Source organism: Streptomyces sp. NBC_00440 (assembly GCF_036014215.1).
Classification (GTDB): Bacteria; Actinomycetota; Actinomycetes; order Streptomycetales; family Streptomycetaceae; genus Streptomyces.
Genome location: NZ_CP107921.1, coordinates 5,384,720 through 5,410,827, shown reverse-complemented (window position 1 = coordinate 5,410,827; position 26,108 = coordinate 5,384,720). Strand labels below are relative to the sequence as shown.

Annotated in this window: 24 protein-coding genes and 1 pseudogene; 15 read left to right on the top strand and 10 right to left on the bottom strand. The window is 70.0% G+C overall.

What is annotated here, in order from left to right; genetic code table 11:
- Positions 1–7 precede the first annotated feature (7 nt).
- The 5 genes from OHB13_RS24375 to OHB13_RS24355 form a co-directional block, all read right to left on the bottom strand.
- Entirely contained in the window at positions 8–805 is a 798-nt protein-coding gene (locus OHB13_RS24375; protein WP_328378496.1) for an FAD-binding oxidoreductase, read from the bottom strand.
- Between the two features lie 145 nt (positions 806–950).
- A complete protein-coding gene (locus OHB13_RS24370; RefSeq protein ID WP_266853561.1) occupies positions 951–1,574 on the bottom strand; it encodes a response regulator in 624 nt (207 codons plus the stop codon).
- A 127-nt stretch (positions 1,575–1,701) separates the two neighbouring features.
- Positions 1,702–3,165 carry an MFS transporter gene (locus tag OHB13_RS24365; protein ID WP_266853563.1) on the bottom strand — a complete coding sequence of 488 codons (1,464 nt, stop codon included), beginning with the start codon at positions 3,163–3,165 and terminating at the stop codon, positions 1,702–1,704.
- 425 nt (positions 3,166–3,590) lie between these two features.
- Positions 3,591–3,935: a VOC family protein gene (locus OHB13_RS24360; RefSeq protein WP_328378495.1), complete on the bottom strand. Its 345-nt coding sequence runs from the start codon at positions 3,933–3,935 to the stop codon at positions 3,591–3,593.
- A gap of 13 nt (positions 3,936–3,948) precedes the next feature.
- Positions 3,949–4,122 (bottom strand): CopG family transcriptional regulator, encoded by a 174-nt coding sequence (locus tag OHB13_RS24355; protein WP_266853566.1) that lies wholly within the window; start codon positions 4,120–4,122, stop codon positions 3,949–3,951.
- 484 nt (positions 4,123–4,606) lie between these two features.
- On the opposite strand from OHB13_RS24355, the gene OHB13_RS24350 reads away from it, so the two are divergent.
- From OHB13_RS24350 to OHB13_RS24335, 4 genes are all read left to right on the top strand, one after another.
- The gene (locus tag OHB13_RS24350; protein WP_328378494.1) at positions 4,607–5,236 is read left to right on the top strand and encodes an RNA polymerase sigma factor; all 630 of its coding nucleotides are present in this window, start codon (positions 4,607–4,609) and stop codon (positions 5,234–5,236) included.
- A 200-nt stretch (positions 5,237–5,436) separates the two neighbouring features.
- Positions 5,437–6,582 (top strand): cytochrome P450, encoded by a 1,146-nt coding sequence (locus OHB13_RS24345; RefSeq protein ID WP_328378493.1) that lies wholly within the window; start codon positions 5,437–5,439, stop codon positions 6,580–6,582.
- Between the two features lie 297 nt (positions 6,583–6,879).
- Positions 6,880–8,100 carry an MFS transporter gene (locus OHB13_RS24340; RefSeq protein WP_328378492.1) on the top strand — a complete coding sequence of 407 codons (1,221 nt, stop codon included), beginning with the start codon at positions 6,880–6,882 and terminating at the stop codon, positions 8,098–8,100.
- A gap of 131 nt (positions 8,101–8,231) precedes the next feature.
- Positions 8,232–9,278, top strand: a complete 1,047-nt coding sequence (locus OHB13_RS24335) for a class I SAM-dependent methyltransferase (RefSeq protein ID WP_328378491.1) — start codon at positions 8,232–8,234, stop codon at positions 9,276–9,278.
- Between the two features lie 307 nt (positions 9,279–9,585).
- On the opposite strand, the gene OHB13_RS24330 is transcribed toward OHB13_RS24335, so the two are convergent.
- Together OHB13_RS24330 and OHB13_RS24325 are read right to left on the bottom strand one after the other, a co-directional pair.
- Positions 9,586–9,771: a tautomerase family protein gene (locus tag OHB13_RS24330; protein ID WP_328378490.1), complete on the bottom strand. Its 186-nt coding sequence runs from the start codon at positions 9,769–9,771 to the stop codon at positions 9,586–9,588.
- Positions 9,772–9,918: 147 nt separating this feature from the next.
- On the bottom strand, positions 9,919–10,935 hold the full coding sequence (locus OHB13_RS24325) for a ParB N-terminal domain-containing protein (RefSeq protein ID WP_328378489.1): 1,017 nt from the start codon (positions 10,933–10,935) through the stop codon (positions 9,919–9,921).
- A 385-nt stretch (positions 10,936–11,320) separates the two neighbouring features.
- On the opposite strand from OHB13_RS24325, the gene asnB reads away from it, so the two are divergent.
- The 6 genes from asnB to OHB13_RS24295 are packed head-to-tail and all read left to right on the top strand — an operon-like array spanning position 11,321 to position 18,601.
- The gene (gene asnB / locus OHB13_RS24320) at positions 11,321–13,129 is read left to right on the top strand and encodes an asparagine synthase (glutamine-hydrolyzing) (protein ID WP_328378488.1); all 1,809 of its coding nucleotides are present in this window, start codon (positions 11,321–11,323) and stop codon (positions 13,127–13,129) included.
- A complete protein-coding gene (locus OHB13_RS24315; RefSeq protein WP_266853580.1) occupies positions 13,126–14,172 on the top strand; it encodes a PrpF domain-containing protein in 1,047 nt (348 codons plus the stop codon). Before asnB ends, OHB13_RS24315 begins: the two co-directional genes overlap by 4 nt.
- A complete protein-coding gene (locus OHB13_RS24310) occupies positions 14,151–15,281 on the top strand; it encodes an acyl-CoA dehydrogenase family protein (protein WP_328378487.1) in 1,131 nt (376 codons plus the stop codon). Before OHB13_RS24315 ends, OHB13_RS24310 begins: the two co-directional genes overlap by 22 nt.
- The gene (locus OHB13_RS24305; protein ID WP_328378486.1) at positions 15,269–16,660 is read left to right on the top strand and encodes a dihydroorotase; all 1,392 of its coding nucleotides are present in this window, start codon (positions 15,269–15,271) and stop codon (positions 16,658–16,660) included. Before OHB13_RS24310 ends, OHB13_RS24305 begins: the two co-directional genes overlap by 13 nt.
- Positions 16,653–17,807 carry an FAD-dependent oxidoreductase gene (locus OHB13_RS24300; protein WP_328378485.1) on the top strand — a complete coding sequence of 385 codons (1,155 nt, stop codon included), beginning with the start codon at positions 16,653–16,655 and terminating at the stop codon, positions 17,805–17,807. The genes OHB13_RS24305 and OHB13_RS24300 overlap by 8 nt, the downstream gene beginning before the upstream one ends.
- A 59-nt stretch (positions 17,808–17,866) precedes the next feature.
- Positions 17,867–18,601, top strand: coding sequence for a class I SAM-dependent methyltransferase (locus OHB13_RS24295; protein WP_266853588.1), 735 nt, complete (start codon positions 17,867–17,869; stop codon positions 18,599–18,601).
- A gap of 60 nt (positions 18,602–18,661) precedes the next feature.
- Here the strand turns inward: OHB13_RS24295 and OHB13_RS24290 are convergent, their stop codons facing one another.
- Entirely contained in the window at positions 18,662–19,336 is a 675-nt protein-coding gene (locus tag OHB13_RS24290) for a LuxR C-terminal-related transcriptional regulator (protein ID WP_266853590.1), read from the bottom strand.
- A gap of 532 nt (positions 19,337–19,868) precedes the next feature.
- Here OHB13_RS24290 and OHB13_RS24285 point away from each other — a divergent pair.
- From OHB13_RS24285 to OHB13_RS24270, 4 genes are read left to right on the top strand one after another with little or no spacing between them, the layout of a single operon-like run.
- Positions 19,869–21,026: an MFS transporter gene (locus tag OHB13_RS24285; RefSeq protein WP_328378484.1), complete on the top strand. Its 1,158-nt coding sequence runs from the start codon at positions 19,869–19,871 to the stop codon at positions 21,024–21,026.
- A gap of 7 nt (positions 21,027–21,033) precedes the next feature.
- Positions 21,034–21,711 carry an ArsR/SmtB family transcription factor gene (locus tag OHB13_RS24280; RefSeq protein WP_328378483.1) on the top strand — a complete coding sequence of 226 codons (678 nt, stop codon included), beginning with the start codon at positions 21,034–21,036 and terminating at the stop codon, positions 21,709–21,711.
- A 37-nt stretch (positions 21,712–21,748) separates the two neighbouring features.
- Positions 21,749–22,948, top strand: coding sequence for an FAD-dependent monooxygenase (locus tag OHB13_RS24275; protein WP_328378482.1), 1,200 nt, complete (start codon positions 21,749–21,751; stop codon positions 22,946–22,948).
- A 53-nt stretch (positions 22,949–23,001) separates the two neighbouring features.
- A complete protein-coding gene (locus OHB13_RS24270) occupies positions 23,002–23,643 on the top strand; it encodes an O-methyltransferase (RefSeq protein WP_328378481.1) in 642 nt (213 codons plus the stop codon).
- Between the two features lie 30 nt (positions 23,644–23,673).
- On the opposite strand, the gene OHB13_RS24265 is transcribed toward OHB13_RS24270, so the two are convergent.
- Positions 23,674–24,075: an MmcQ/YjbR family DNA-binding protein gene (locus OHB13_RS24265; protein WP_328378480.1), complete on the bottom strand. Its 402-nt coding sequence runs from the start codon at positions 24,073–24,075 to the stop codon at positions 23,674–23,676.
- Positions 24,076–24,308: 233 nt separating this feature from the next.
- The gene (gene ychF, locus OHB13_RS24260) at positions 24,309–25,397 is read right to left on the bottom strand and encodes a redox-regulated ATPase YchF (RefSeq protein ID WP_266853602.1); all 1,089 of its coding nucleotides are present in this window, start codon (positions 25,395–25,397) and stop codon (positions 24,309–24,311) included.
- 233 nt (positions 25,398–25,630) lie between these two features.
- Between ychF and OHB13_RS24255 the strand changes: the two are divergent.
- Positions 25,631–26,092: pseudogene (locus OHB13_RS24255) on the top strand (DUF6542 domain-containing protein); the annotation flags it as partial.
- Positions 26,093–26,108 lie beyond the last annotated feature (16 nt).

The window sequence follows — 26,108 nt, the reverse complement described above, 5'->3', positions numbered from 1 at the left end:
ATACGCGTCAAGGCAGCATCATCTGAAGGCTTTTGACGCTCCGTGATGTCAGCGCCGACGGATCTCCGCCGGGCGACGGCTCCGGGAACGCAGTGCGGTTCGGCAGTCGGAATTGTTCCAGGTGGGTCCGCTCACGGGGAACCCCCAGCGCAGCCAGGGCGTCGACCGCACCGGCCACGAACGGCTCCGGGCCGCACACAAACGCGTCGCGGTCGCGGAACGGTGCGGCCGGCGCCCGCAGTCCGGCGGCGTCCGGCAGCCCGTGCCGGGACTCCAGCCAGTGCCGGAGGGTGAACCGGTCCGGATGGGTGGCGGCCAGTCCGGCCAGCTGCTTCCCGAAGATCACCGAACGCTCGTCGCGGTTGGCGTAGATCAGGGTGAGCCGGCCGGAACCGGCGGCCAGTACCGACTTGATGATCGACATCACCGGGGTGATACCGCTTCCGGCAGCCAGGAAGAGGAAGTCGCCGTCGAGCGAGGCAGGGGTGAACCGACCCTCCGGCGGCTGGACGTGCACCACACTGCCGACGCGCACGCCGCTGAGCAGCCAGTCGGAGCCGCGGCCGGCCGGCGTCCGCTTGACCGTCACCATCAAGGGATCCGCGGTGTGCGGTGAACTCGACAGCGAATAGCAGCGGGGGACGGACCCGTGCTCGGCATCGGGAATGCGCACCGTGAGGAACTGCCCAGGCCGGTAATGGAATTCCCCGGCGAGGTCGTCGGGAACGTCGAACACCAGCGAGCGGGCGTCCTCCGTCTCGACGATCACGTCGGCCACCCGTAACGCGTGGAAACGCTGGTTCATCGCCGTGCTCCTTCGTGAAGTGCGACGAGAAAGTGCTGGCAACGCTACCGTGCACGCCCCTGGCCGCGTACGCGTGTCCGACCGGGGATTCCGCCCAGTCGGACACCCGGATTTCCCGCTCGGCGTTCGCTTTCCGCCCCGTCCGTCAGAGCCGGTTGACGGGCTGGGCCCCGACTCGCGCGGGCGTACGGCGAGCGCCGGGAAGCCGGGATTCCGCCGACCCGGCCGGATCGGAGTGCCGGACCAGCCGGGGCAGGTCGTACCGGCCGCTCTCCGGCGCGGGGTAGCGCGCTCCGGACGACAGCGGCCGGCTGAGGTGTTCCAGCACCCACTCGGAAGCGCAGGAATCGAAGACCAGCCCGCCCGCGCGCACCATCTCCACCCCGAGCACCAGGTCCTGCCAGCGGGCGCCGTTGAGCAGATAGCCGCGGGCCCCGGCGCGCATCGCGGAGAGCAGGGCCTCCCGTTCGTCGAGCGGGCTGATGATGAGCACGGCCGTGTCCGGGCAGGAGCCGGTGATCGGGGTGATCACCTCGGCGATGCTCTGGCCCGGCTGGACGATGTCCATCACTACGACCTGGGGGCGCAGAGTGTGCGCCATCGCCACCGCGTCCGAACCCGTTCCGGACTCACCGACGACGTGGAACGACTCCACCTCGTCGAGCAGCATCCGCAACCCGGATCGGTAGATCGGGTGGTCACCTGCGAGCAGCACGGTGGTGCGCGTGACACCAGGTGGATTACGCGTGACGCCAGGTGAATTCAACATCGCTGTCCTGATCACCATTCTCCCGCGAACTAGTCGGTCGACAGTTGCCTTGCTGCCCGCCGCCGGGGGATGCGCGAGGCCCGGCACTCGGGACCGGGAGACGGTCCCCGGCGGCACAACGGCTCCGCTACAGACGGCTCTTGCGGCCCGTGCCACGGAGGGCCGAGAGGATCGCCGCGAGGATCATGATCCCCATCATCGTGTAGAAGGCCGCCCTGAGGCCCTCGGCGAAGGCGACCGCCAGCCGGCCGTCCAGCTTGCTGGTGCCGACGAAGATGGCGAACGCCATGTTCCGCGGGATCGAGTGCGAAGCCACGAGCATGGCCGTGGTGAAGGAGAAGACCATGCCGATGCTGGAGAAGGTGCGCAGCACACCGGAGGCGATACCCAGCCGGTCGGGCGGGGCCGCCTTCATCACGGCGGTGCTGTTGGCCGGGAAGAAGAAGCTGCCCCCGATCATGATCACGAGGTTGCCGATGGCGGCCAGCCACAGGCTGCTCGTCGCGGTCATCTGAGCGAAGATCGCCATCGCGACGACCGAGATGCCGAGCCCGATGGTCGCGGGGACGACAGAGCCGAGCTTGTCGGTGAGCCGCCCGGAGTAGGGCCCCACCACCGCCCCGACCACATAGCCCGGGACCAGCAGCAGCGAGGCGTCGATCGGATCCATCCCGCGGGTGCCCTGGAGATACATGATGACCAGGAAGAGCACCGCGAAGCTGCCGACGCCCTGGAGCATCGAGGCCAGCAGCGAGGGTGCCATCGTCGGGATGCGGAACAGGGACAGATCGAGGGTCGGCTCCTTCTGCTTCAGTTCGACGAAGACGAAGGCCACCAGGAGCACGATGCCGCCGACCAAGTATCCGATCAGGGTTCCGTCGAGCGGGTGGGACGCCAGTCCGGTCATCGCCCAGAGCACCCCGAAGAGGCCCAGGCCCAGCGTGATCATGCCGGCGAAGTCGAACTTCCGGCGCTGCCGCTCGCCGTGGTCGCGCAGCACCCGCTGGGCCAGCACCAGCGCGACGACGCCGATCGGCACGTTGATCCAGAAGATCCACTGCCACGACACATAGGTCACCACGACGCCGCCGAGCAGGACACCGAGGACCGAGCCGAACGAGAAGCCGAAGGCGTTGAAGCCGTAGGCGCGGCCGCGTTCCTGCGGCGGATAGAGCTCCGAGATGATCGCACCGCTGTTGGCCGCGATCAGTGCGGCGCCGACGCCCTGGACGAGCCGGAAGCCGATGAGGCTCGGCGCGTTCCAGGCCACCGCGCAGAGCACCGAGCCGATGGTGAACACCAGGAAGCCGGCTTTGTACATGCGCACCCGGCCGAACATGTCACCGAACCGGCCCAGCTGTGTGGCGAGCACGGTGACCACGAGCAGATAGCCGACGACCACCCACGTGACGGCGGCCAGGGTGATGTTCAGGTCCTCTTCGATCGCCGGCAGGGCGAGTACCACGATCGTGCCGTCGACCGCGGAGATGAGCACTCCGATCATCACGACGAACATGCCGAGACCACGCCGCGGCGGTGGGGACGGCGCCGAGGCGTCCGCCGCCCTGGTCGAGATCTTTTCGCTGACCATCGATAACCCCGCATCTCGTTTCGTGACTACTTCCCTAGATTGCTAGCATCCTCGCACAGAAGGGGCCACGCAACACAAGGTCGATAGTCGGCCATTTCCAGCGGTCCGCTTCCCGCGGTTTCCGCCGTTCCCGCCGTTCAGAAAATTCGCCAGCCCGTTCGAGAGCTTTCCGTTACGGATAAGCACCGAAAGGGGGCACCGCGCCGGTGGGCCGGGTTCGAAGCACAATGCTCGCAGCGCATTGCTTGCAGCGCATTCAGCGAATGCCGCCGCCGTTTCGGCCCTTTTCAGGGGCCGGAAAAAGGGAACGCCCCCGACCTCAGAAGGAATCGGGGGCGTTCGGCGAGACGGGAGCGCGCCGCACGTCAGGGGATACCACCGGGAGCCGGCGGCCGGCGGCCGCTCCCGCCTCGCGACAGACCCGCTCAGCCCTTGAGCGGCGCTTCGATGCTCCATTCGCGCCCGTCCGGGTCGCGCACCACCATCCGCTGGGTGCCGTAGTGGGTCTCCTCGAACGGGGAGACCACCTCGACGATCGGGTCGGGCTTGAAGGCCTCCGCGTCCTCGACGCGGAGGACGAGCTGCACCTGCGGCTCACGGTCCTCGGGGATCTCACCGACGACGAAGTACGGCCCGTCGTCGTTCTTGAGCATCCCGGAGCCGTGCTCGGTCGCGAACTCGACCTTGTAGCCCAACGACTCCAGGAATTTGGCCGTCTTCCCCCAGCTGCGGGTCTCAACGTAGACGCCTTCGACACCACGGGTCGTCATATCAGAACTCCTCTCACGAAACGGTTCCGTCTTGATCCTGCCTCGGGCGCTCGTCGAGATAAGCACGCAGCGCCTCGGCAACCAGCGCCGACAATGACAGTTCGCGGTCGATGGCGTGATGCTTCACCTGCCGAATGAGCTCTACCGGCAAGTAGACGTTGAACTGCCTAACCTCCTCAGCAGTCATGCTAGCAATCTAGCAGCCAGGGGGCAGGTTGCCAACCACCGCGTGCGGGGTGGCGGCGAAAGCCCTGACGACCGGGGGCAGGGGCCCTGACGACCGGGCGCCTCTCTCGCCGGTCCCGTACGTCCGCGCAGAGACCGGTTGAAATCGCCGCACCGACACGGGAGACTCCGGGTCGGCCGCGGTCGGCCCCGGAGCAGCGTTTCCCCCGCTGCCGGAGTCCGCGTGGTCCAATGTCCGCTCGGCACAAGCCCGTTGACACCCACGGGACACCGCACCCCGGGTTGCCGCGAGCTCTGCCGTGCCGGCCCCGGCTCCTTCCCCTTCACTCGGCTCGGGCCGCTCCGCGTGCCGGTGCGGCGCCGCCGCCGTGCAGCGGGCGCGCGTGACGCGCGCCCCGACCACCGCCGACAACCTTCGCTGACAGGCGCATTCGAGAGCACACAGCTGAACCGACTTCCGGCCCACAGGCCAAAAGGAGGCTCCCATGGGAGGCGGCAGGACTGGTCAGGCCGAGAACGTGGAAGGGGGCGGCGCGGGGATTACGGAGCAGCGCGCCACGACGGACCTCGATGCGCTGGTGGGCCGTTGCCGCGAACGCGACGCCGCCGCGTGGGAACGCCTCGTCCGCCTCTGCAGCCCTGTGGTGTGGACGGTGGCGCGCTCGCACGGCCTCAGCCACGCGGACTCGGAGGACGTCTGCCAGTTCACCTGGCAGCGCCTGGTCGAGCACATCGGCAGCCTCAAGCAGCCCGGCCGGGTGGCCTCCTGGCTGGTGACCGTGGCCAAGCGGGAGGCCATCCAGCACTCCCGGCAGAGCCGCCGCACCCTGAGCGTGTCCGACCCGGCCGAACTGACCGTGGCCGCCGCGCTGACCCCCGCGTCGCCGGAGGAACAGGCGCTCGCCCGGGTCGACAGTGCCCGGCTACGGGCCGCCGTCCGGAGCCTGCCGGACGACCACAAGGTGCTGCTGGGGCTGCTCTTCGCGGAGCCCGCGCTCAGTTACGACGCCATCGCCGCGGCGTCCGGGATGGCCCGCGGCTCCATCGGGCCGACGCGCAGCCGCATTCTGGCGAGCATCCGCGCCACGTTGAAAGCGCAGGCGGATCCCGATTAGGGGCTGTCGGGCCGCCTGGTGGTCAGCCGCAGGACGGGCCGCGGGTCGGCCCGCAGGACGGGCCGCGGGACGGCCGGGCCGGGAAAAGAAAATCCGCCCCTCGTGTATCCAGCGGCGCTCCCGCCCCTCTGTTCAGGCAAGAACGCGGCGCCACCACGAGGGGCTGCTGCGGGGAGCGACACGGGAAGGGAGCCAGACACATGGCCGGCGCCACCATCTGGAGTTTGCTCGAACCAAGTGCGCTGCTGAACCCTCACCCCATCTACCGCGAATGGTACGGACGTTCGCCAGTGCTGTGGGACCCGGACATCGAAGCCTGGCTCATCACCGGCTACGACGAGGCGTTCACCGTGCTGCGTGACGCCGACCGGTTCTGCCAGGACTGGCGCCGGGTGGGAGTGGACACCCCGCCCTCCCTGCTCAGCCTCCAGACCCTCGACCCGCCCGAGCACACCCGCATCCGCCACCTGATGCTGGAGGGGTTCAGGACCGCGGGCCTCGACGGCGTCGAACAGCGCACCCGGGCCAGGCTCGACGAGCTCCTCGCCGAGGCCGAGGGGGCCGCCGGCTTCGACTTCGTCACGAGGATCGCCGAACCACTCACCCTGTACGCCGTCACCGGGCTGCTCGGCGTCCCGGACATCGACCCCGCCTGGTTCGTCCCCCGCTCGCACACCATCGTCGACAGCATGGACTCCAGCCTGCGACCCGAGTGCTACGAGCCCGGAGTGGCGGCGCGCGCCGAACTCTCCGCGCTGGTCGGCGCATGGATCGACGCACCGCTGCCCGAGGGCTTCACCGCCCACGTGGTGCGCCGCGCCAAGGAGGTCGGCGTCGAACGGGACATACTGCACAACTCACTGCGTGTCGTGCTCCAGGCCGGGTTCCAGACCGCGAGCCGCTTCCTCACCACCGGACTGCACGCGCTGCTGCGCCTGCCGCCGGAGCAGCGCGGACCGGTCGACAACGATCTCGCCGTCAACGAACTCGTCCGCTACGCCGGCCCCGTGCACGTCGAGAGCCGCGCCTGCGTCGAGGACACCGTGCTCGGCGGCCGGCAGATCCGCAGGGGCCAGATCGTGTCCATGTTCCTCGGTGCCGCCAACCGGGACCCGAGGACGTTCGACGACTCCGCCACGGTGCGCTGGGACCGCACCCCCAACCGCCATCTCGCCTTCGGCCGCGGACCGCACGCCTGTCTGGGCGCCCAGGTGGCCACCGTGATCGCCCGGACCGTGTTCGGCACCATCGGACACCGCTACCCCGGCGCGCGCCTCCTCGCCGAGCCGCGCCCCCGGCCCAACGTCACCGAGCACGGGATGTTCGAGCTCCATGTGGCGCTCTGAGCCCCGGCCGCATCACCCCGAGTCTCGTCACGGGACCTCGTCCTCCGAGCAGGTCCCGCGGCGATGTCCCTGCCGCTCACACAGAGAGGAGACCATCATGCGTCACGCCCACTGACTCCACTGACGTCCGGGACGGCCCCGATGCCGGACCCGGACGGAAGCGACCGAGCACCGCTCGGCGCACCGCAACACCAGCACCAAGCACCACCCCCGAGCACAACCCGGGGAACACCTCGTGGGGCCCGGCGAACGGAGCCCCACGAGGCACCCCACGGACCCACCACAAGGGGCAGACACGTGGCCCGGACGCTACCGTCCACCCGGCGCACCACCGGAATGAGCGCGGTGCTGCGCGTCCCCGGTATGCCCGTCGTCCTCACCGCTCACGCGGTGTCCATGGCCGGCACCCTGGCCGCCGAAGTCGCCCTGTCCATCCTGATCTTCCAGCGCACCGGCTCCGCGTTCCTCTCCGCGCTGGTGCTGGTCTGCTCCTTCCTCCCCTACGCGGTCGGCGGCACCCTGCTGTCCTCCCTGGCCGACCGGTTCCCGCCCCGCCGCCTGCTGGTCTGCTGCGATCTGCTGAGCGCCGCCTGCATCGCCGCCATGCTCGTCCCCGGCCTGCCGGTTCTCGCACTGCTCGGGCTGCTCCTCGTCACCGGGTTCGTCGCCCCGCTCTTCCAAGGGGCCCGCGCGGCCAGCCTGTCCCATCTGCTCGACGCCGACCTCTTCCCGGTCGGCCGCTCGCTGCTGCGCACCATCAGCCAGACCGCCGTGGTCTCCGGCTTCGCCCTCGGCAGCGTCCTGGTCGCCGCCGTCGGCCCGCTGTGGCTGCTGGCAAGCGACGCGGCCAGCTTCCTGCTGTCCGCCGCGCTCATCGGCTGGGGCACCCGGGCCACCCCGGCCGCCGACCCCGACGGCGAACGCACCCTCCGTACCGTCGTCCGCGCCTCAGCCGACGGGCTGCGCCACCTGTGCGGCAACCCACCACTGCGCCGCCTCATCCTGCTGACCTGGGCCGTCCCCGGATTCTCCGCGGTGGGCGACGGGCTCGCCGTCGCCTACACCGCCCAGGCACACGCACCGGTCAGCACGGCAGGCGTCCTCTTCACCGGCTACGCGGTCGGCACGGTACTCGGCGAACTGCTCGTCGCCCGGCTGCGCCCCGAGACCCGCGGCCGTCTCGTCCTGCCTCTCGTACTGCTCTCCCAACTCCCCTTGCTCGTCTTTGTGTTCGCCCCGGCCCTCCCCCTCGCCGGAGCCCTTCTGCTGCTCTCCGGCGCCGGGTTCGCCTGCAACCAGGGCATCGACCCACTGATCCTCAGAGAGAGCGAACCGGCCCTGCGCGGACGGCTGTTCACCGTCCAGACGAGTGGGCTGATGACGGTCCAGGGGGTGGTCATCGCGGTGTCCGGGGCGCTGGGATCCCACGCCCGTCCGGGGCTCGTCATCGCCGCCTTCGGCGCGCTCGGCGCGTGCACCGTCCTCTGGCTGGCATTGCACAGCCCGGTGACCGAATAGGGGGGATCTCCCCCTGTCACGCGGAAATACGTGGCGGAAATGAAAGGGATAGCGCGAACAACCGCGCACAGAACGGCAATTCACCGACTCCATGAGTTACCCGGCAGGGCACCCCACGTTATGCTCGGACCATGCGATTCGGCTTAATGGCAAGCAATCCACTTGAATGGCTGCTGGTCAAGTTCAATTTGATCGCGCGGCCCGTCCTCGACACCCAGGTAGCGGGCACGTACGTCCACGTCATCATGGCGGCCGTCAAGGTCGGCCTGTTCGACGCACTGGCCGACGGCCCCGCCACCGCCGAAAAGATCGCGGCCGGCTGCGGCACCCACCCCGACAGCACCGCGAAACTACTGCCCGCGCTGGCGGCATCGGGATATCTGCGCGCCAGGGGCGATCAGTACGAGCTGAGCCCGCTGTCCCGCAAATGGCTGGTCACCACGAGCCCGCACGCGGTGAACGACAAGCTGCTGCTGCAGTTCTACGAGCTGGGGCTGATGCAGCGGGCCGACGAGTACCTGCGCAGCGGGAAGCCGCTGGACTTCCATACAGGTATGAGCGATGACGTGTGGGACTCCTACCAGCGCGGCATGAAGTGCCTGACGACAGGTCAGACCGATCTGGTGGCCAAGGCCATTCCGGTCCCCGAAGGGGCCACCGACATGCTCGACATCGGCGGTTCGCACGGGGCCTACTCGGTCGCGCTGTGCCGCCGCCACCCGTCGCTGAGCGCCGTCGTCCTCGACCTGCCCGACGCGGTGCGGCACGCCGCGCCGCTGCTGGCCGAGGAGGGGATGGGCGACCGGGTACGGCACCGTGCCGGGAACGCACTGACCGACGATTTCGGCGAGGAGTGCTACGACGCGGTGGTGATCATCGGTGTGGCGCACCACTTCAGCGACGAACAGAACCGCGAACTCGCCGCCAAGGTGGCCCGGGCGCTGCGACCCAACGGGGTCTACACGATCGCCGAGTTCCCCGCCGCCAGCGGCGGGGGAAAGACCCAGCAGCTGGCCGCGCTGCGGGACTTCTACTTCGCGCTGGCCAGCGAGTCCGGCACCTGGTCGCCTTCGCAGATGGCCTCCTGGCAGCGCGCCGCCGGCCTCCGGCCCGCCAAGACGGTACGGCTGGCCGCCGGCGGCGGCCTCAACGTCCAGTCGGGCCGCAAACCCCGGTGATATGACAGTTCCTGGCCCGGTCTCCACACGAACGGAGACCGGGCCAGGAACATGTCGCGGGGTGGGGATATCTCCCGGCCGGACAGGGGAATTCATCCCGGCCCGCCGGAAGACGGCATGTCGAAAGAGCCGTCGGAACAGTGGCCAACAGCCAGTTCCATTTATGTATGGCGCAGTTGACGGCCGTCAGGACAGAAGGGCTGAAGAAAAGCCCGGCTGTCCGACTGGGGAATCTTCCCAGCCCATCGGTGACTGCCGGGAAACGGGGGCGGAACGGCCGGACCGGGGGGGCGGCCCGGCCGCTCGATCAGAGGTCGGAGGCCAGCGTTCCGCCGCGGCCCCAATGGTCCGTCTCGACATCGTTGATGATCACGGTGACGGCGACCTCGGGACACTTCGCGATCCGCGCGACCGATTCCGTGACCTCTTCGACGAGCTGACGGCGTTCGGCCGCTCCGACGCCCTTCCACCAGTTCACTTGTACCAGGGGCATTGCTGCTTCCTCTCTGTTCGGTCCCGCTGTCCTCGCGGCGGCCGGCGCCATTGCCGACCGCCGCACCTGTCGGCGTCGCGGACGGTCCGCCCCGCCAAGATGTATGTGCCGGACCCCGGCCCTGATTCACCCGAAGGGCCCCGGTCCCTACGCCTCCACCGCCTGCCGCTGCTCCACCGCGGCCGCGAAGTTCTGCCATATCCGGCCGCACTCCCGGGCCAACTGCGCGATGTCGGAAGCCCGGTGGGCGGGCAGATCCCCGCTGATCCGGGCCCAGTCGTCCGGGTCCAGTGCGTACAGGTCCAGCAGGCGCAGCAGGATGCGCCCCGATTCGGAGAACCGCAGTGAGGGATCGCTGCGCAGGCTGCGCACCAGCATGGACCGGTCCGCCGGACCGGACGGCTGGATCCGTACGCAGGCGCTGGTCCGCTTGGGCGCCTCCTGCCGCTCGTGGTCCGCGCCCGGCACGCTCCGGGGTTCGGGCGCCGTCAGGGTCTCGGCACGGCGCGAGTCGTCCCGCACGTTCCGCACGGTGTCCGGGCTGACCCCGGCCTCCCTCGCGATTTCGCGCAGCGAAGCGCCCTGCCGGTCGGCGAGCAGGCTGCTCACTCTGGCCCGGGCCGCGGCACCGTTGACCGGCCGCAGTCTGCCGTCCCTGCCGCGGCGATGGGTGACCGGCTCGGAGTCCTTGCTGAAACGCCGGCGGATCGACCCCACCGTCTTGTGCGAGAGCCCCACGACCGCGGCGACCGCACGGTCGGACCACTCCGGGTAGGCGCCGAGGATCCGCTCGGTGGCCGCCGTCCGTTCGGCCCGCGACAGCGGCAGCCCGTGCGTCGCGTTCTTCTCGACGGCGAGTACGAACGCCTCGTCGTTGTCGCATTCGCAGAAGTCGACGTCGATGGACTCCTGGCCACGCAGTTTCGCCGCCAGGAGGCGATGGGCGCCGTCGACGACGCGCATCGTGCAGCGGTTGACGAGGATGGGCGGCAGCGCGGCATCGGAGTTCGCCAGCAGACGGGCATGCTCGTCGTTGAGTCCGGACAGGCGAGGGGAATCAGGCTGCAAGATGTCGGTGAGCGGCAGCCGGGTCAGGGCCGCCGAGGGCACGGACTCTCCACCATCACTCTTCTCGACCGCGCCGACAACGGGCTGAGCGTTCACATTGAGGCCTTCCTGCTCGAAGCGACCGGCGCTGCTGATGCAGCTGGTCCTGCGGACTTCCTGACTCGGTGAGCGGTGCTGCGCCTGCTGAATCTCCTTACCTCCGCTGTCGGTTCGCCCGGTGCGCTCCCTCCGCGGGAGCCGGATGCGCCGGCGCACGCCGGTGCCAGTGGGCGACGAGCGGCCTGATCGTCACCGACCTTCCCAGCACGCTGCCAGGTGAGTTGTCCTATCGCCATGAGTCAGATATCCCGACCCCTCCCGGGTCCTATGGGATTCATGGCGGGCCCGGAGTTCCCACGCCGCCCGGGCCAGATGACTCACGACACCGCGGCGCCACGCCCGGTTCGATGGCCACCGTGCCTACCGGACAGGAGGTAGCGGAATGTGCCGTATCTACGGCTCTTTCAACTCAGTTGTGCCGTCGGACGACCTGGCCCGAGTCAGCGAGCTGCAACGTCACGGCGGCCCCGACTCGCAGGGCTGCTCGACCGGCCCCACCTGGGCGCTGGGCAGCAACCGGCTCGCCGTCATGGATCCCGCCGGCGGACGCCAGCCCTACCGCTCCGCGTCCGGGGCCGTCCACGTCGTCCTCAACGGCGAGATCTACAACCACGCCGAACTGCGCAGCCGGCTGGGCGCGTTCGGCCACCGGTTCACCGACCACTGCGACGGTTCGGTCCTTCCGGCGCTCTACGAGCGGTACGGGGACGCGTTCGTCGACCACATCGACGGCATGTACGCCATCGCCGTCCTGGACCTGCGCGCCGAACCGCGGCTGGTGCTGGCCACCGACCACCTGGGCATGAAGCCCCTCTTCTACCACTGGGACGAGCGCCGGAGCGCGCTGTACTTCTCGTCCGAGATCCCGGCACTCCTCGCGTTCCCGCACGTGTCCACCAGCATCTGGACGCCGGGCCTCGATTCCTACCTCGCGACCAGGACGCCGTTCGGCGAACAGACGATGTTCCGGGATGTCGCGGTGCTGCCGCCTGCCGTCACGGCGGTCTTCGACCGCGCGGGAGGGCTGCGCGTCCACCGCCGCCCGTCGCCCGGTCCTGAGGCCGGCCACCGGCCCGGCGACCTGCGCGCGCTCCTGCACCGGGAGGTCGACGGGCTGCTGGAGGCGGACGTGCCGGTCGCGTCGATCACCTCCGGGGGCCTGGACTCCAGCCTGGTGACCACCCTCGCCACCGGCAAGGCGCCGGGGCTGCACACGTTCAACATGGCCTACACCGGCTCATGGCCCGACGACGAGCGGCACTTCGCGCGCCAGGTATCCGACCACGCAGGGACCCGGTACCACCAGGTCGAGCTGGATCCCGATGAGTTGCCCGAGCTGCTGCCGCGCGTCGTGTGGCACCTGGGCCAGCCCAACGCCGATCCGATCACGGTGAGCAGCTACGCCCTGTTCGCCGCGGTGCGGGAGGCCGGTTTCACCGTGGCGCTGACCGGAGACGGCGCGGACGAGGTGTTCGGCGGGTACCGGCGTATGCGGGCTGCGGCGGAGGCCGCCGAGATGGGCAAGGACTGGTACGAGGCGTATCTCGACGAGTTGGCCGTCCTGCCCGCCGCGCAGCGCAAGCGGCTCTACACCGCGGACTACGCCGCCGCTGTCGGCTCCGCGCCCGCGCTGCCCGAGCCGGCGACCGACGCGCTGCGGTCCGGGCCCGGCACCGTACTCGACCGGATCACCGCGTTCGAGATCGGCTACCGGCTCCCTGCGTACCACCTCCGGCGGGTCGACCACCTCAGCATGGCCAGCGCCGTCGAGGTCCGGCTGCCGTTCTGCCAGCAGAGCGTCGTCCGGCACGCGGTGCGGCTGCCCGACCGGGACCGTATCCACGGCGGGGCGGTCAAGCGCGCCCTGTACGCCGCCGCGCGCGGCCTCCTCCCCGATGCCGTAATGGCCCGCGAGAAGCAGCCGTTCACCCTGCCGGTCGCGGCCATGCTGACGCCCGGCCTGCGGCTCTGGGACTACGCCAGGGATCTGCTGGCCACCGACCGATTACGGCAGGCCGGCCAACTCGACCCCCGCGCGGTGGACCGGCTCTTCGCGGACCAGGCCGCCCGACCGGGCAACACCACCGCCGTCGCCCTGTGGGCCCTGCTGGTCCACGAGATCTGGCGCGAGCAGTTCAACGTCGCGCCGCCCGTCTCACCGCCCCGGGAACCCAAGGTCGTGGCGTCATGATCGGGCACGTCGTCTACGCGCACGGGAGCCCGTGCCCCACCCTCGTCCTCGACGCGCGCCGTCTGCCGCGCACCGACGACGCGCTGCTCGACCGACTCGCCGTGGCCCGGAAGTGGCTCGACGACATCGGCGCCGGGCACATCCTGAAGTTCGCGCTGGTCGAGCCCGCCGAGCACCCGCTGTTCGACCTGGACTACCGGTTCGTACAGGCGCTGCCGGCGGGGCCGGGCGCGTTCGACCTGCGCGGCTCGTGCGGGCACTCCATCCTCGCGTCCATCGTCGCCGGTGCCGAGTCGGGGTCGCTGCCGCGGCTGAGCCCGGGTCTGCGGGTGCGCGTCATGGTCCGCAACAACGGCGACCACATCGTGTGCGAGATCACCGAGGCCGGCCGGGATTCTGCGCTGTTCGACATCCACTTCGTCCAGCCGGCGCCGAAACCGCTCAGCGAACTGCTGCTGGCCGGCGCGGCCACCACGACGGTCGAGGTGGACGGCAGGCCGATACCGGTCTCGCTGGTGTCCATGGGCAATCCGTACGCCTTCGTCGCGGCCTCCACCCTGGGGCTGTCCCGCACGGAGGACCTGTTCGCCGATGACCAGGGGATGTTCGACCGGCTGGTGCGGATCAGGCGGGCGACCGCCGCTCTGCTCGGCTGGCCCGCCGACGGCGCCTTCCCCAAGGTGGCCGTGGTCATGGCCGCGGAGAGCGGCCGGCTCGCCGTCCGCGCGATCTCGGTGCCCACCTGGCACCCGACCATCGCGCTGACCGGGGCCGCCTGTCTCGCCGCGGCCGTCCGGATCGAGGGCACCGTGCCCTGGGTCGCCGCGCAGCAGGCAGGCGTGCCCGACGGCGCGGTCGACATCGTCACCTCCGGTGGAAGCTCGCGCGTCACCTCCACGGTGCGCGACGGCGCCGACGAGCCGGAACTCACCTGGATCACGGTCCGCGGCAAGCGCACCACCACTCTCGGTTCGTTTCCGATCGAGCCCCTCGCCGGCCTCCAGTCGAAGGAGATCACCGCATGTCTGTCGCTCTACAGGTGATCGACCCCGAAGGCGCGCTGCCGGCCGCTCTCGTCGAGCGCCTCGACGCGTCGGCGACACGCAGCGCGTCCAACGGCAGGCCCGACGAGACGCTCCTGGCCGAGCTGGACCAGACCGGCCTGCTCGGCATCGCCGTCCCCTCCGCGTACGGCGGGGCCGGCGGGGACGCCACGCTGACCAATCACGTCGTCGCCCAGGTGGCCCGGGTCAACCCGTCCGCCGCGATCATGCTGTTCCAGCACTACGCCGTCAGCGCGCGCATCGCCGAATGGGGCGACGCGGCACAGCAGGCCCGGTTGCTGCCCGCACTGGCCAAAGGCGATCTGCTCGCCGCGTCCGGGTGGAGCGAACCCGGCGCGGGCGCGGCCAAGAAGCGCCTGAACACCACCGCGGTCCGGCTGCCGGACGGCCGCTGGCGGCTCAACGGCGCCAAGTCCTTCACCACCAGCGCCGGCGTGGCAGGGCTCTACCTCATCCTCGCGCGGACCTCCGACAGCGTGGCCGAGCCGAGCGGCGGCTACGGCTCGGCCGGCCAGACGTTCTTCCTCGTACCGGCCGGCATCGAAGGGGTGCGCCCCGACCAGAGCCTCGACCTGATCGGTATGCGCGGCTCGGCGACCGGGTTCGTGTCACTGCATGACTGCGTCGTCGGCGACGAGGACCGGCTCGGCCCGGTCGGTGAGGCCACCCGCCTCATCGCCGGGGTCCGCCGGACCGGGGCGACGCTGGGCGCGGTCTCCCTCGGCATCGCGTCGGCGCTGCTGGACCTCGCGGTCGAACAGGTACACCGCCGTTCGCAACCACCCGACGCGGTCACCCGCTTCCGGCTCGTCGACCTGGCCACCCGGATCGAGGCGACGCGCGCCGTCATCGACCGGTCCGGACGGCGGGACGCGGCCGATCCGGGCCTGGCCACCCTCCACAGCAAGCTGTTCGCCTCGGAGACCGCCGAGCAGGTGGGCGTCGAGGTGGCGCGCCTGCTGGGTTCCGCGGGGTACGTGGTCACCAACGGCATCAACCGGCTGATGGCCGATGCCCGCGCGGTCGCCCACATGGGCCCCACCAACGACCTGTGCCGGGAGCTGGTGAGCGCCACATGGCTCGGGTGAACGTGCAGCTCGCGGTGGTCAACGGGCGTCTGGTGACCCCGTCCGGCGTTCGCCCGGGCGTGGTGCTCGTCGCGGACGGACGGATCCTCCGGATCGCCGACTCCGCGCCCGGCCACGTCCCCGTCCTGGACGCGGCGGGCCGGTATGTGCTCCCCGGGCTGATCGACTCGCACGTCCACTTCCGCACCCCCGGTCTGGAGCACAAGGAGGACTGGGAACACGGCAGCCGCGCCGCGGTCGCCGGTGGCGTGACCACCGTCATGGATATGCCGAACACGGTGCCCCCGGCCCTCCGTCCGGACGCGGTGGTCGCCAAGGCACAGCAGATCGCGAGCCGTTCACTGGTCGACTTCGCCTTCCACATCGGCGCGGACCCGCTGCACCCGGAGGTCCTGGCCGGCCTCGATCCGGCGATCGCCCGCAGCGCCAAGGTGTTCATGGCCGGGCATCACACCGCGCCCACGGTCTTCAGCGATCCCGCTGCCCTCGACACGGTGTTCGCCACCGCGGCCGCCTCCGGTGTACGCCTCGTCCTGCACGCGGAGGACCAGCGGCTGCACGACCTGCTGGATGCCTGGCGAGGCGGTCCCCCCAGCTCCTACCGGGATTACGAGCGGTGGCGGCCTCGCAGCAGTCCCATCTCGGCGGTCGTCCGGGTGCTGGAACTGGTCCGGCGCCACGGCACCATGGCGCACATCCTGCATCTGTCGAGCGCGGAGGAAGCCGACCTGGTAGCGGCGGCCGCCGCCGACGGACTCCCGGTCACCTTCGAACTCACCGCCCACCACCTCTCGTTCACCGACGCCGACACGGTGCGGGGCGGCGCGCGGACCCGGCTGGCCCCGGCGATCCGCGGTCCGCACGACCAGGACCGGCTGTGGGCGGCCCTGCGGGCGGGAGAAGTGGCCACGCTGGGCAGCGACCACGCGCCGCACACCAAGGCCGAGAAGGAACTCCCGGTCGCCGACGCGCCGCCGGGGCTGCCCGGTGTGCAGGAGCTGGCGACCGCGGTGTGGACCGGGATGCGGCGGCGCTGGCCCGACGAGGACCAGGACACCGCTGTCCGCCGGCTGGTGCGCCACCTGGGGGAAGTGCCGGCCGATCTGTTCGGGCTGACCGGCAAGGGACAGCTGGTCGCCGGGGCCGACGGCGACCTGGTGGTCTTCGACCCGGACCGCCGCTGGATGCTGTCCGCGCCGGACATCGCATCCAAGTGCGGCTGGTCCGCCTACGAGGGCTGGACGTTCACCGGCCAGGTGCAGGTGACGGTCAAGTCCGGGCAGATCGTCTACGACCGGGAGCGGGACATGTTCGGTGCCCCGGTGGGGCGTTGGCTGTCGCCGCTCGACCGACAGAAGGGACGCACCGGCAATGGCTGAACAGTCCGTGGTCATCGCGGGCGGCGGTATCGGCGGCCTCGCCCTCGGTATCGCACTCCGCCGCGGGGGCATACCCGTGACGGTCATCGAACGGACCGCGGCCCTGCGGGACGCGGGCGCGGGCCTCGTGCTGTACCCGAACGCGCTGCACGCACTGGCGGAGATCGACACCTCGCTCGCCTCGGCGGTGCGGGCCGCCGGGTACGTCCCGGAGGCGGACGAGGTCCGCCCGATCGTCAACACCCGCGGCGTGGTCGTCACCACCGACCGGGTGGGCGAACTGGCCCGGAAGTTCGGCGCGCCACAAGTGTCGCTGCTGCGCACGGCGTTGCAGTCCCTGCTGCTGCGGTACGCCTGCGAAGCCGGAGTGCGGATGCGGCGCGGGACCAGCGTGACCGGCTGCACCGACCTGGGTGACAGGGTCGAGGTCGGTCTGTCCGACGGGAACACGACGACGGCGGCGGCCCTCATCGGCGCGGACGGGCTGCATTCCGTGGTGCGGCGGTACCTGCTCGGCGTGGAGCCTCCCCGCTACTGCGGATACACGACCCTGCGAGGCCGCTCCCCCGCACCGGCGTTGTTCCCGCACGGGTTCATCGTGACCGCGGACGGCATCGGCGTCTTCGCCGCCCCGACCGGCTCCGGACGGCTGTACTGGACGGCGAAGGTGGCCGCACCGGCCGGCGTCTGGCCCGCCAAGTCCCCGAAGGAGGCATGGGCCGATCTTCTGACCCTGCTCAGCGGTTGGCACCCGGCGCTCGTGGACGTGGTGCGGTGCACCGATCCCGACGCGCCGGTCGTGGTCACCGACATCAACGACCGGGAACCCGTCACCGACTGGAGCCGGGGCCGGGTCAGCCTCCTCGGCGACGCCGCGCACCCGATGTCACCGGGTGCCGGGCAGGGGGCGGGCATGGCGCTGGAGGACGCGGCCGTACTGGGCGGACTGCTGTCCCGCACCGCGAACATCCCTGATGCCCTGAGGAGTTACGTCAGACACCGGGCGCCGCGGACCGCCGTCGTCGTCAACCAGTCACGCCACCGCGATCACGTCGTACGCGACGAGCGGGGCGAGTTCAGCACGCATGACACAGAACTGACCGATCTGTTCGGCTGGCGCGCGGATTTCGGCCAAGCCACTGAGTGACGCAGCGACCGCACCGGACCGGCACGGACACGTACCGGACGAATGAAGGGTGGACCGTTATGGCATCGGACACGACTCACTGGAACAACGTCAAGATCGACTACGACAAGGTACTCAGCACCGACGCGTCCAATGTGGCCCTGCTGTCCGCGGCCGTGGACCAACTGCCGTCGGACACCGCCGACATCCTGGACATCGGCTCGGGCACCGGGCGGCTCACCTCGCTGTGCCGCACAGCGCTGCCCAAGGCCAGGATCGTCGGGGTCGACCCCGCCCCGGCCATGGTCGAGGAGGCGGTGGCCAAGTTCGCCGCCGACCCGCTGGCCTCCTTCCAGGACGGAGTGGCCGAGGACCTGTCTGCCTTCCCCGACGAGAGCTTCGATGTGGCCATCAGCAGCTTCGCGCTGCACCACCTCGAACTCGACACCTACCCGAAGGCCGCGGCGGAGCTGCTGCGCGTGCTGCGCCCGGGGGGCGTGTTCATCAACGCCGACCAGTTCTGCCGGGTGATGGGGCCGGCCGGCAGCAAACCGCGGGCCACCGACGTCCTGGAGCTGCTGACCGACAAGGCCAAGTACTACATGCGGGAGGCGAGCTTCGAACGCATGCTGCTCCAGCTCGATCTGCTGCCCCGGTTCCTGCGGGAGGACGGGGAAATCCTCACCACACCGGAGTTCTGGCGCGACTGTCTCCTCGACGCGGGCTTCGACCGGGCCGAGATCGTCGCGACCGAACCCGAGGAGCTGTACAACCGGGTGATCGTGGCGCGGAAGGCACCCCGCGCGGATTCCTGACCGGCCGGCCGCGGTGGTGGGTGTCACCGGTGGACCCCCACCACCACGTCGCCGTCCGGTTCAGTGGCCGAGACCGGCCTGTCTGGCCCGGACTGCGGCTTCGGCACGGTCGACCAGGCGGAGCTTGGCGAATATTCGCGACAAGTAGTTGCGCACTGTCTTGATGGACAGGCCGAGCTGATGGGCGATCGCCGCCGTACCCAGGCCGTCGGCGACGAGTTCCAGCACTTCCAGTTCCCGGTCGGTCAACTCGGGGAACGGCTTGACCACCCTCGCGGGCTGGGCCAGATGCTCGGTGACCCACTCCGACGTGCTGGAGTCGAAGACCAGGCCGCCGGACTGGACGATCCTGATGGCCAGCACGAGATTTTGAGGGGGTGCGCCCCGGGACAGATAGCCACGTACGCCTGCTCGCATGGCGGCGAGGAAAGTCTCCCGGTCATGGGCGATGCTCACGATCAGCACGGCCGTATCCGGGCAGTGTCGCGCAATGGAGGTGATCATTTCGACAGTGGCGGCGCTCGACGGGGCCACGTGCAACAGCACCACGTCCGGGCGTAAGCGGTGAATTGCGGCCACCGTATCGGGCCCCGTGTCGACATCCTCGACCACTTCCAGTGCGTCGACACCGTCGAGCAGACTTCTCAGACTCGCTCTGTATACCGGTCGGTCTCCCGCGATCAGTACGGCGACTGAATCTGTGCGAGCAGACTTCATAGCCACTTGATCGAACACGTCAATCCCCCTGATGACAGCTCAGATAGCAGCCATCACAGTACCAAAGCAGGTTGCGCAGCACCGCTGATAAATACAACACAATCGAACATGATATTTCGGGCACTCAAAGACCTTGTCAAAAAAAGCACTTGCCTTCGAACTCGGACTTCCTGAACACCCCTTCATAAATCCCCCCGCAGTCATCCGCCACAACGACAGGAGCGGCGCACCCCCGAGCGGATTCCTCAGGTCACACCCGGCCCGGCCCCGCCCGTCGGGTGCCCGGCAGCTCACCCACCCGCCCTCCTTCCAAAAAAGGAGCCACACCATGCCGTACCTGGATAAATCAGCCGGGCGCACGGGGCGGCACATCCGCCGAAACCGTCAGCCTGTCGCCACTCCAGGGGTAGCCTTCTCATATTCCAAAGTCCTATAGAACTTGGGAGTGGTGAATGTGACGTCCCAATCTCGAACTCCGGCTTTATCCCCAGCGGCACTGGACGAACCCGCGTCGCGGGGGCGGCTGTGGTGGCTGCTGGCCGCGCTGGTCGTGGTTTCCCTGAATCTGCGGGCCCCGATCTCGGCGGTATCCGCACTCCTGACCCCCATCGCGTCCGAGCTGGGCCTTTCCGGCCTGAGCCGGACAGGTCTGACCGTGCTGCCCACGGTCTGTCTCGCCCTGTTCGCCTTCGCCGGGCCCGCGCTGGTCCGCCGGATGGGCGAGGAACGCCTGGTGGCGACCGGCCTGGTGGTGCTGCTCGTCGGCAACCTGGTCCGTACGGTGCGGAGCGAGGCCGGGCTCTTCCTCGGCACACTGCTGGCGGTCGCCGCGATCGGGGCGATCAATGGCACCATCCCCGGCCTGATCAAGCGGAGGTTCAGCAGCCGGCTCGCGCCGGTGATGACGCTCTACACGATCGTCCTGACGCTGGGCGCGGCAGGCGCCTCCGCGCTCGCCCCCCGGCTGAGCGGCGGCGGGGGTACGCACTGGCTGGCCTCGCTCGCCTGGATCACCGTCCCGGTGGCGGTCGTCGCCTGCGTGGCCTGGCTGCCCGTCCTGCGGCAGCGCACTGCGGCCGCCGGGCGGGCCCGGATCCCTGCCGCACTGTGGCGGGACGGGCTGGCCTGGCAGGTCACCGCCTTCTTCGGATTCATGGGCCTGTCCTTCTACTTCGTCCTCGGCTGGCTCCCCACGATCTGCCACCAGCGGGGCATGACGCTCGCCGAGGGCGGTCTTGTGCAGGCGGTCACCTCCCTGATCCAGGTGGCCGGCTCGCTCGCGGTTCCGGTACTGATCCGGCGGCTGCCCGACCAGCGGGGCATCGCAGTCGTCGTCGCCGTGCTCAACGCCGGCGGGCTGATCGCGCTGGTGCTGGCGCCGGTCTCCGCCGGCGCGTGGATCGCCGCGGTACTGCTCGGCCTGTCCCAGGGGGCCGGGTTCGCACTGGGGCTGACCTTCATCGGGCTGCGCGCCAAGGACGCGGACACAGCCGTCGGCCTCTCGGGCATGGCCCAGGGCGTCGGCTACCTCATCGCCATCCTGGGACCACTGATCGGCGGGATGCTGATCACCGCATCCGCCGGCCTCCCGGCAGCGCTCGTCCTGCTGCTCGTCGTCACGGCCGGTGAACTGATCGCCGGCCTGGGCGCCGGGCGCAACCGTCACGTCCTCGAACCGGCCGTGCCCCGGTCCGGCACCACACGATAGGTCTGTCATGTCCGAGCTGAACACGCAGAAGCTGAGCGCCCCGATCTACACCGAGCTGTCCCGGGTCGGCAAGGTGCTGGCCAGCCCCGTCCGGCTCCGTCTGCTCGACCTGCTCGACGGGCGCGAACGCACCGTCGAGCAGCTCTCCCAGGAGTCCGGCGTCCCGTTCAAGAACACTTCGGCCCAGTTGCAGCAGCTCCGTTCGGCCCACCTGGTCAGCAACCGGAAGGACGGCACCCGCGTCCTGTACCGCCTGGCCGACGACGAAGTGGCCCGGTTCATCGGCGTGTTCCAGGAGTTCGCCGAACGGCGCCTGGCCGACCTGCGCGACGTCATCAACGACCAGCTCGGCGACCTGAGCGAGCTGGAGCCGGTGACCGTGGACGAGCTGACCAGCCGGGTCGGCGGCGGGGCGCTGGTCGTCGACGTCCGCCCGAGCGACGACTACGCGATGGGGCACGTGCCCGGCGCTTTCTCCCTCCCGTCCGACCAGTTGCTGAGCAGACTCGGCGAACTACCGGACGACGCCGAGATCATCGCCTACTGCCACGGGCCCTTCTGCGTGACCTCGGCCGCATGCGTCCAGCTGCTCCGGGAGCAGAACCGCAACGCGCGTCACCTCGTGGGTGGCTTCACCCGCTGGCACCGCACCGGACACCCCGTACACACCGAGACCAGACCGTAGGGCCGAGCCGTTACGTCCCACCGAGGAGAGGGCAACCATGCGCATACGAGGAAGTCGGGTCGCCGTCGTGGGCGGCAGTATCGCCGGCTGTGCCACGGCCGTCGCCCTGGCGCGGGCAGGCTGCGAGGTCACCGTGCTGGAGCGCAGCCGGGGCGGCCTGCGCGACCGCGGCGCCGGGATCACGCTCCCTGCTTCGCTCTACGGTGAGCTGCTCGACGCGGGATACCTCGCTCCCGATATGCGGGTGCTGCAACGTCCCGAGCTGATCTGGCTCACCCGTGCGGGGCGGTCGGCCGAGGGCCGGGTGGTCGGCCGACAGCCGTACCCGTCGATCATGGCGAGCTGGGCACTGGTCTGGCGAGGGCTGCGCGGACAGGTACCCGACCGCGATTACCACGAGGGCGCGACGGTCACCGACGTCCGGCAGCGGGAGGACGGCGTCGGGCTCCGGATCAACGGCCGTCCCGCCGGAACGTACGACGCCGTCGTCGGCGCCGACGGCTATCGCTCCACGGTGCGTCCGGTCGTCGCACCGGAGGCCGCCGTGCAGTACGCCGGGTACGCCGTGTGGCGCGGCGACTACCCCGCCGACCGGGGGGCTGACGGCCCGCAGTCCCCGTTGCTCGACGACTTCGTCGCGGTGGGCTTCCGCGGCGGCCACGCCGTGTTCTACCGCATTCCCGACGCCGGCCCCGGCGGCTTCCGGCAGAACTGGGCGCTGTACGGCAGCGTGCCGCAGGACCTCTACCCGGGCGGGGCCGCCCCGATCCCCCGGGGGCAGGTCACCGAGACCGCCGCGGCCTACCTGGACGAGCTCATCGCCCGCGAACTGCCGCCCCTGTGGACCGACGCGATGCGGCGCACCGAGCGGCACGAACTGTCCATCAACCCCATGTACGACACCACGGTCTCCCGCTACGCCAAGGGCACTCTGCTGCTGGCCGGTGACGCCGGGGCGATCGCCCGCCCGCACACCGGCGCCGGCGCGGTGAAGGCGATCCAGGACGCCTGCGCCCTCGAACACGCCTGCCGGGAACACGGGACATGGGCGGAGGCACTGGCCGCCTTCGACACCGCGCGGCGCGGCGCCGGCAACGCCCTCACCGAACTCGGCAAGCACCTCGGAAGGATGCGCATCGCGGATTCCCCCGACTGGGCCGCCCTGACTCCGGCCGACTTCGATTCCTGGCTGCACGCGAACACGTACGGCTGGCAGAGCGCGTACGACCCGACCTGACCCGCCTGACCGCCCATAAGGAACGACGTCCACCACCCACCCAGGAGGAAGAGATGTTCACCCTGCCACCCATCACCCTGCCCGGCATCGACGAGTACGCGGAGGCCCACTCGGCCCCGGACCCGGCCCAGTTGGCCGGCGTCACCGGGAACGACCTGGGCATGGGCCACTTGGTCAGCGGCCAGCTCGTGAGCGGTCTGCTGCGGATGTTCATCCACACCCTCCAGCCGAAGCTGATCCTCGACATCGGCACCTTCACCGGCTATTCGGCGCTGTCCATGGCCGTCGCCCTGCCCGAGGACGCCCGGGTGATCAGTTGTGAGATCGACCCGGAGCGGGCCGAGGTCGCCCGGAAGAACATCGCGGAGGCCGGCTACGCCGACGTCGTCAGCGTGCGGGTCGGTCCCGCGCTCGACACGATCGCCGGGATCGAGGAGCCGCTGGACCTGGTCTTCATCGACGCGGACAAGCCGAACTACCACACGTACTACTCAGCGACGCTGCCCAAGCTCGCCCCCCGGGGACTGATCGCGTGCGACAACACGCTGTGGCGCGGGGAGATCATCGATGCGGACAGCACCGATTCCGATGTCCGGGCGCTCCGGCAGTTCAACGACGCCGTCGCCGCCGACCCGCGGTGCGAGTCCGTGATGCTCACCGTCCGGGACGGTGTCACGCTCATCCGCCGCGTCTGAGGCGGGTCGAACGGTCGTGGGCGACGGACCTCACGCCTCGCCCAGGCCGTCCACCAGCTTCCTGGGCGCGATGAGCCGGTACGCGTCGACAACGAGCTCGCGCACTTCCGCCCAGTCGACCGGCCCGTCGAGGTAGACGCCGACCCAGTCGCGTCCGCCGTAGGGCGGTGAGAAGAACCGGTCGGGTTCGGCGGCGACCATCGCCTCTTTGGCACCCGCCGGAGCCGGTACCCAGAAGCTCCGCCGCCCGGCCGGGTGCCGTTCCGAGATCTGGGCCAGGGTCCGCCGCCGGATCCGCCACGACGGCTCACCGTGGTGGTTGGTCCCCTCGACCACCTCCGGCAGGCCCAGACAGACTGCGCGCAGCCGGTCCTCCACCTCGTCCACATCGCCCTTGTCCATACTGTGTTCGTCACTGTGTTCGTCGGCCATACGTATTCGTCCCCTCTCCGCCACGACCGTTACCGCACACTTCCGGCCATTCCCGCGCCGGCGGCGCACGGGGTTCTGGACTTCCACCAGTTGTGTACCCGTCACTTCGGTCGGAGAGTATAAGCAGCGCACACCTCCGGAACCGCTCACCGCAAAAGGGGCCCGTCTCGAAAAGACGGACCCCTTTTTGGCCTGCACCTTCGCAGGGCGTTTCGCGTTAAGTTTAACTTTAATTAAACGTTGAAGCGGAACTCCACGACATCCCCGTCCTGCATCACGTACTCCTTGCCCTCCATCCGGGCCTTGCCCTTGGCCCGGGCCTCGGCCACCGAGCCCATGTCGACCAGGTCGGCGAACGAGATGACCTCGGCCTTGATGAAGCCCTTCTGGAAATCGGTGTGGATCACACCGGCCGCCTCCGGGGCCGTGGCGCCCTTCTTGATCGTCCAGGCGCGGGACTCCTTCGGGCCGGCCGTCAAGTAGGTCTGGAGGCCCAGCGTGGCGAAGCCGACACGGCCGAGGGTGGCCAGGCCCGGCTCCTCCTGGCCCATCGACTGGAGGAGTTCCAGCGCCTCCGCGTCGTCGAGCTCGATCAGTTCGGACTCGATCTTGGCGTTGAGGAAGATCGCCTCCGCCGGGGCGACCAGGGCGCGCTGCTCGTTCTTGAAGTCCTCGTCGACCAGTTCGTCCTCGTCGACGTTGAAGACGTACAGGAAGGGCTTGGTGGTGAGCAGGTGCAGCTCGTGGAGGAGGCGGCCCTTCTCGGTGTTGGCCGTGATGCCCGCCGCGAACAGCGTGGTGCCCGCTTCGAGGATCTTCTGGGCCTCCTCGACGGCCGCCAGCACCGCGACCTTCTCCTTCTGGAGACGGGACTCCTTCGTGAGGCGCGGGACCGCCTTCTCCACCGACTGGAGGTCGGCGAGGATCAGCTCGGTGTTGATCGTCTCGATGTCGTCCTTGGGCGAGACCTTGCCGTCGACGTGGACGACGTTCTCGTCCTTGAAGGCCCGGATGACCTGGCAGATCGCATCGGACTCGCGGATGTTGGCCAGGAACTTGTTGCCGAGCCCCTCGCCCTCGCTCGCGCCCCGGACGATGCCCGCGATGTCGACGAAGTCGACGGTCGCCGGGATGACCTTCTGCGAGCTGAAGACCTCGGCCAGCACGGCCAGCCGGCTGTCGGGGACCCCGACGACGCCGACGTTCGGCTCGATGGTGGCGAACGGGTAGTTGGCCGCCAGCACGTCGTTCTTGGTCAGGGCGTTGAACAGGGTCGACTTGCCGACATTCGGCAGACCGACGATTCCGATCGTGAGCGACACGTTGGCGACTTCCCGTAGCGAGAGCTGATGTAGCGGCCCGGGGGTGGGCCGATCCCCCAGTTTACGGGCGTGTCGTACGGGTCCCGGCGCCCCGTCGGGTCGAACTGATCGCCAAGCTCGCCCAAAGCGCGTGTCCAACGCCGGATTCCTCCCGCCTTGCGACCTACTTTGGTCACGTGGAGCAGCGACCCAGGATTCGTACGACTCAGGCCGACGGTCCTCCCGAGAGCAGCATCGCGGCGCCCGCGCCGGCGACCGTCTACCGGGCGGCCCCGGTACGGGCCGCCCGCCCGGCGCCGCCGGTGGTGATCGCGCTGCGCCGGTTCCCCAACCCCCGGCTGACCGGTCTCGGCGGCGGGATCTTCAGCGCGGCGGTGATGTTCCTGCTCGGCTGCCTGGACTCGCTGCTGTTCGACGGCGGGCCGCTGATGTACGGGCTGCTGTTCCTGCCGGTCGCGGCGCTGACCGCTCTCTGGGTGCGCCCCGCCGACCTGGTGACCGCGCCGATCAGCGTGCCGATCTCGTTCGCCTTCGGCTCGCTGCCGATCGCCGGGGGCACCGGCGGGACCGGCGGCCGCATCGTGGCCGTGATCACGACACTCGCGCTGAATGCCGGCTGGCTGTACGGCGGAACGCTCGTCGCCGGGGTGATCGCCACCGTACGGAAGATCCGGATGATCCGGCGGCGCTACCGCTGACCCTGGCGCCGGC

Excerpts from the sequence above, each read along its gene's own strand:
- OHB13_RS24375 (WP_328378496.1), bottom strand. The coding sequence starts at position 805 with ATGAACCAGCGTTTCCACGCGTTACGGGTGGCCGACGTGATCGTCGAG.
- OHB13_RS24370 (WP_266853561.1), bottom strand. The coding sequence starts at position 1,574 with ATGTTGAATTCACCTGGCGTCACGCGTAATCCACCTGGTGTCACGCGC.
- OHB13_RS24365 (WP_266853563.1), bottom strand. The coding sequence starts at position 3,165 with ATGGTCAGCGAAAAGATCTCGACCAGGGCGGCGGACGCCTCGGCGCCG.
- OHB13_RS24360 (WP_328378495.1), bottom strand. The coding sequence starts at position 3,935 with ATGACGACCCGTGGTGTCGAAGGCGTCTACGTTGAGACCCGCAGCTGG.
- OHB13_RS24355 (WP_266853566.1), bottom strand. The coding sequence starts at position 4,122 with ATGACTGCTGAGGAGGTTAGGCAGTTCAACGTCTACTTGCCGGTAGAG.
- OHB13_RS24350 (WP_328378494.1), top strand. The coding sequence starts at position 4,607 with ATGGGAGGCGGCAGGACTGGTCAGGCCGAGAACGTGGAAGGGGGCGGC.
- OHB13_RS24345 (WP_328378493.1), top strand. The coding sequence starts at position 5,437 with ATGGCCGGCGCCACCATCTGGAGTTTGCTCGAACCAAGTGCGCTGCTG.
- OHB13_RS24335 (WP_328378491.1), top strand. The coding sequence starts at position 8,232 with ATGCGATTCGGCTTAATGGCAAGCAATCCACTTGAATGGCTGCTGGTC.
- OHB13_RS24330 (WP_328378490.1), bottom strand. The coding sequence starts at position 9,771 with ATGCCCCTGGTACAAGTGAACTGGTGGAAGGGCGTCGGAGCGGCCGAA.
- asnB (WP_328378488.1), top strand. The coding sequence starts at position 11,321 with ATGTGCCGTATCTACGGCTCTTTCAACTCAGTTGTGCCGTCGGACGAC.
- OHB13_RS24315 (WP_266853580.1), top strand. The coding sequence starts at position 13,126 with ATGATCGGGCACGTCGTCTACGCGCACGGGAGCCCGTGCCCCACCCTC.
- OHB13_RS24310 (WP_328378487.1), top strand. The coding sequence starts at position 14,151 with ATGTCTGTCGCTCTACAGGTGATCGACCCCGAAGGCGCGCTGCCGGCC.
- OHB13_RS24305 (WP_328378486.1), top strand. The coding sequence starts at position 15,269 with ATGGCTCGGGTGAACGTGCAGCTCGCGGTGGTCAACGGGCGTCTGGTG.
- OHB13_RS24300 (WP_328378485.1), top strand. The coding sequence starts at position 16,653 with ATGGCTGAACAGTCCGTGGTCATCGCGGGCGGCGGTATCGGCGGCCTC.
- OHB13_RS24295 (WP_266853588.1), top strand. The coding sequence starts at position 17,867 with ATGGCATCGGACACGACTCACTGGAACAACGTCAAGATCGACTACGAC.
- OHB13_RS24280 (WP_328378483.1), top strand. The coding sequence starts at position 21,034 with ATGTCCGAGCTGAACACGCAGAAGCTGAGCGCCCCGATCTACACCGAG.
- OHB13_RS24275 (WP_328378482.1), top strand. The coding sequence starts at position 21,749 with ATGCGCATACGAGGAAGTCGGGTCGCCGTCGTGGGCGGCAGTATCGCC.
- OHB13_RS24270 (WP_328378481.1), top strand. The coding sequence starts at position 23,002 with ATGTTCACCCTGCCACCCATCACCCTGCCCGGCATCGACGAGTACGCG.
- OHB13_RS24265 (WP_328378480.1), bottom strand. The coding sequence starts at position 24,075 with ATGGCCGACGAACACAGTGACGAACACAGTATGGACAAGGGCGATGTG.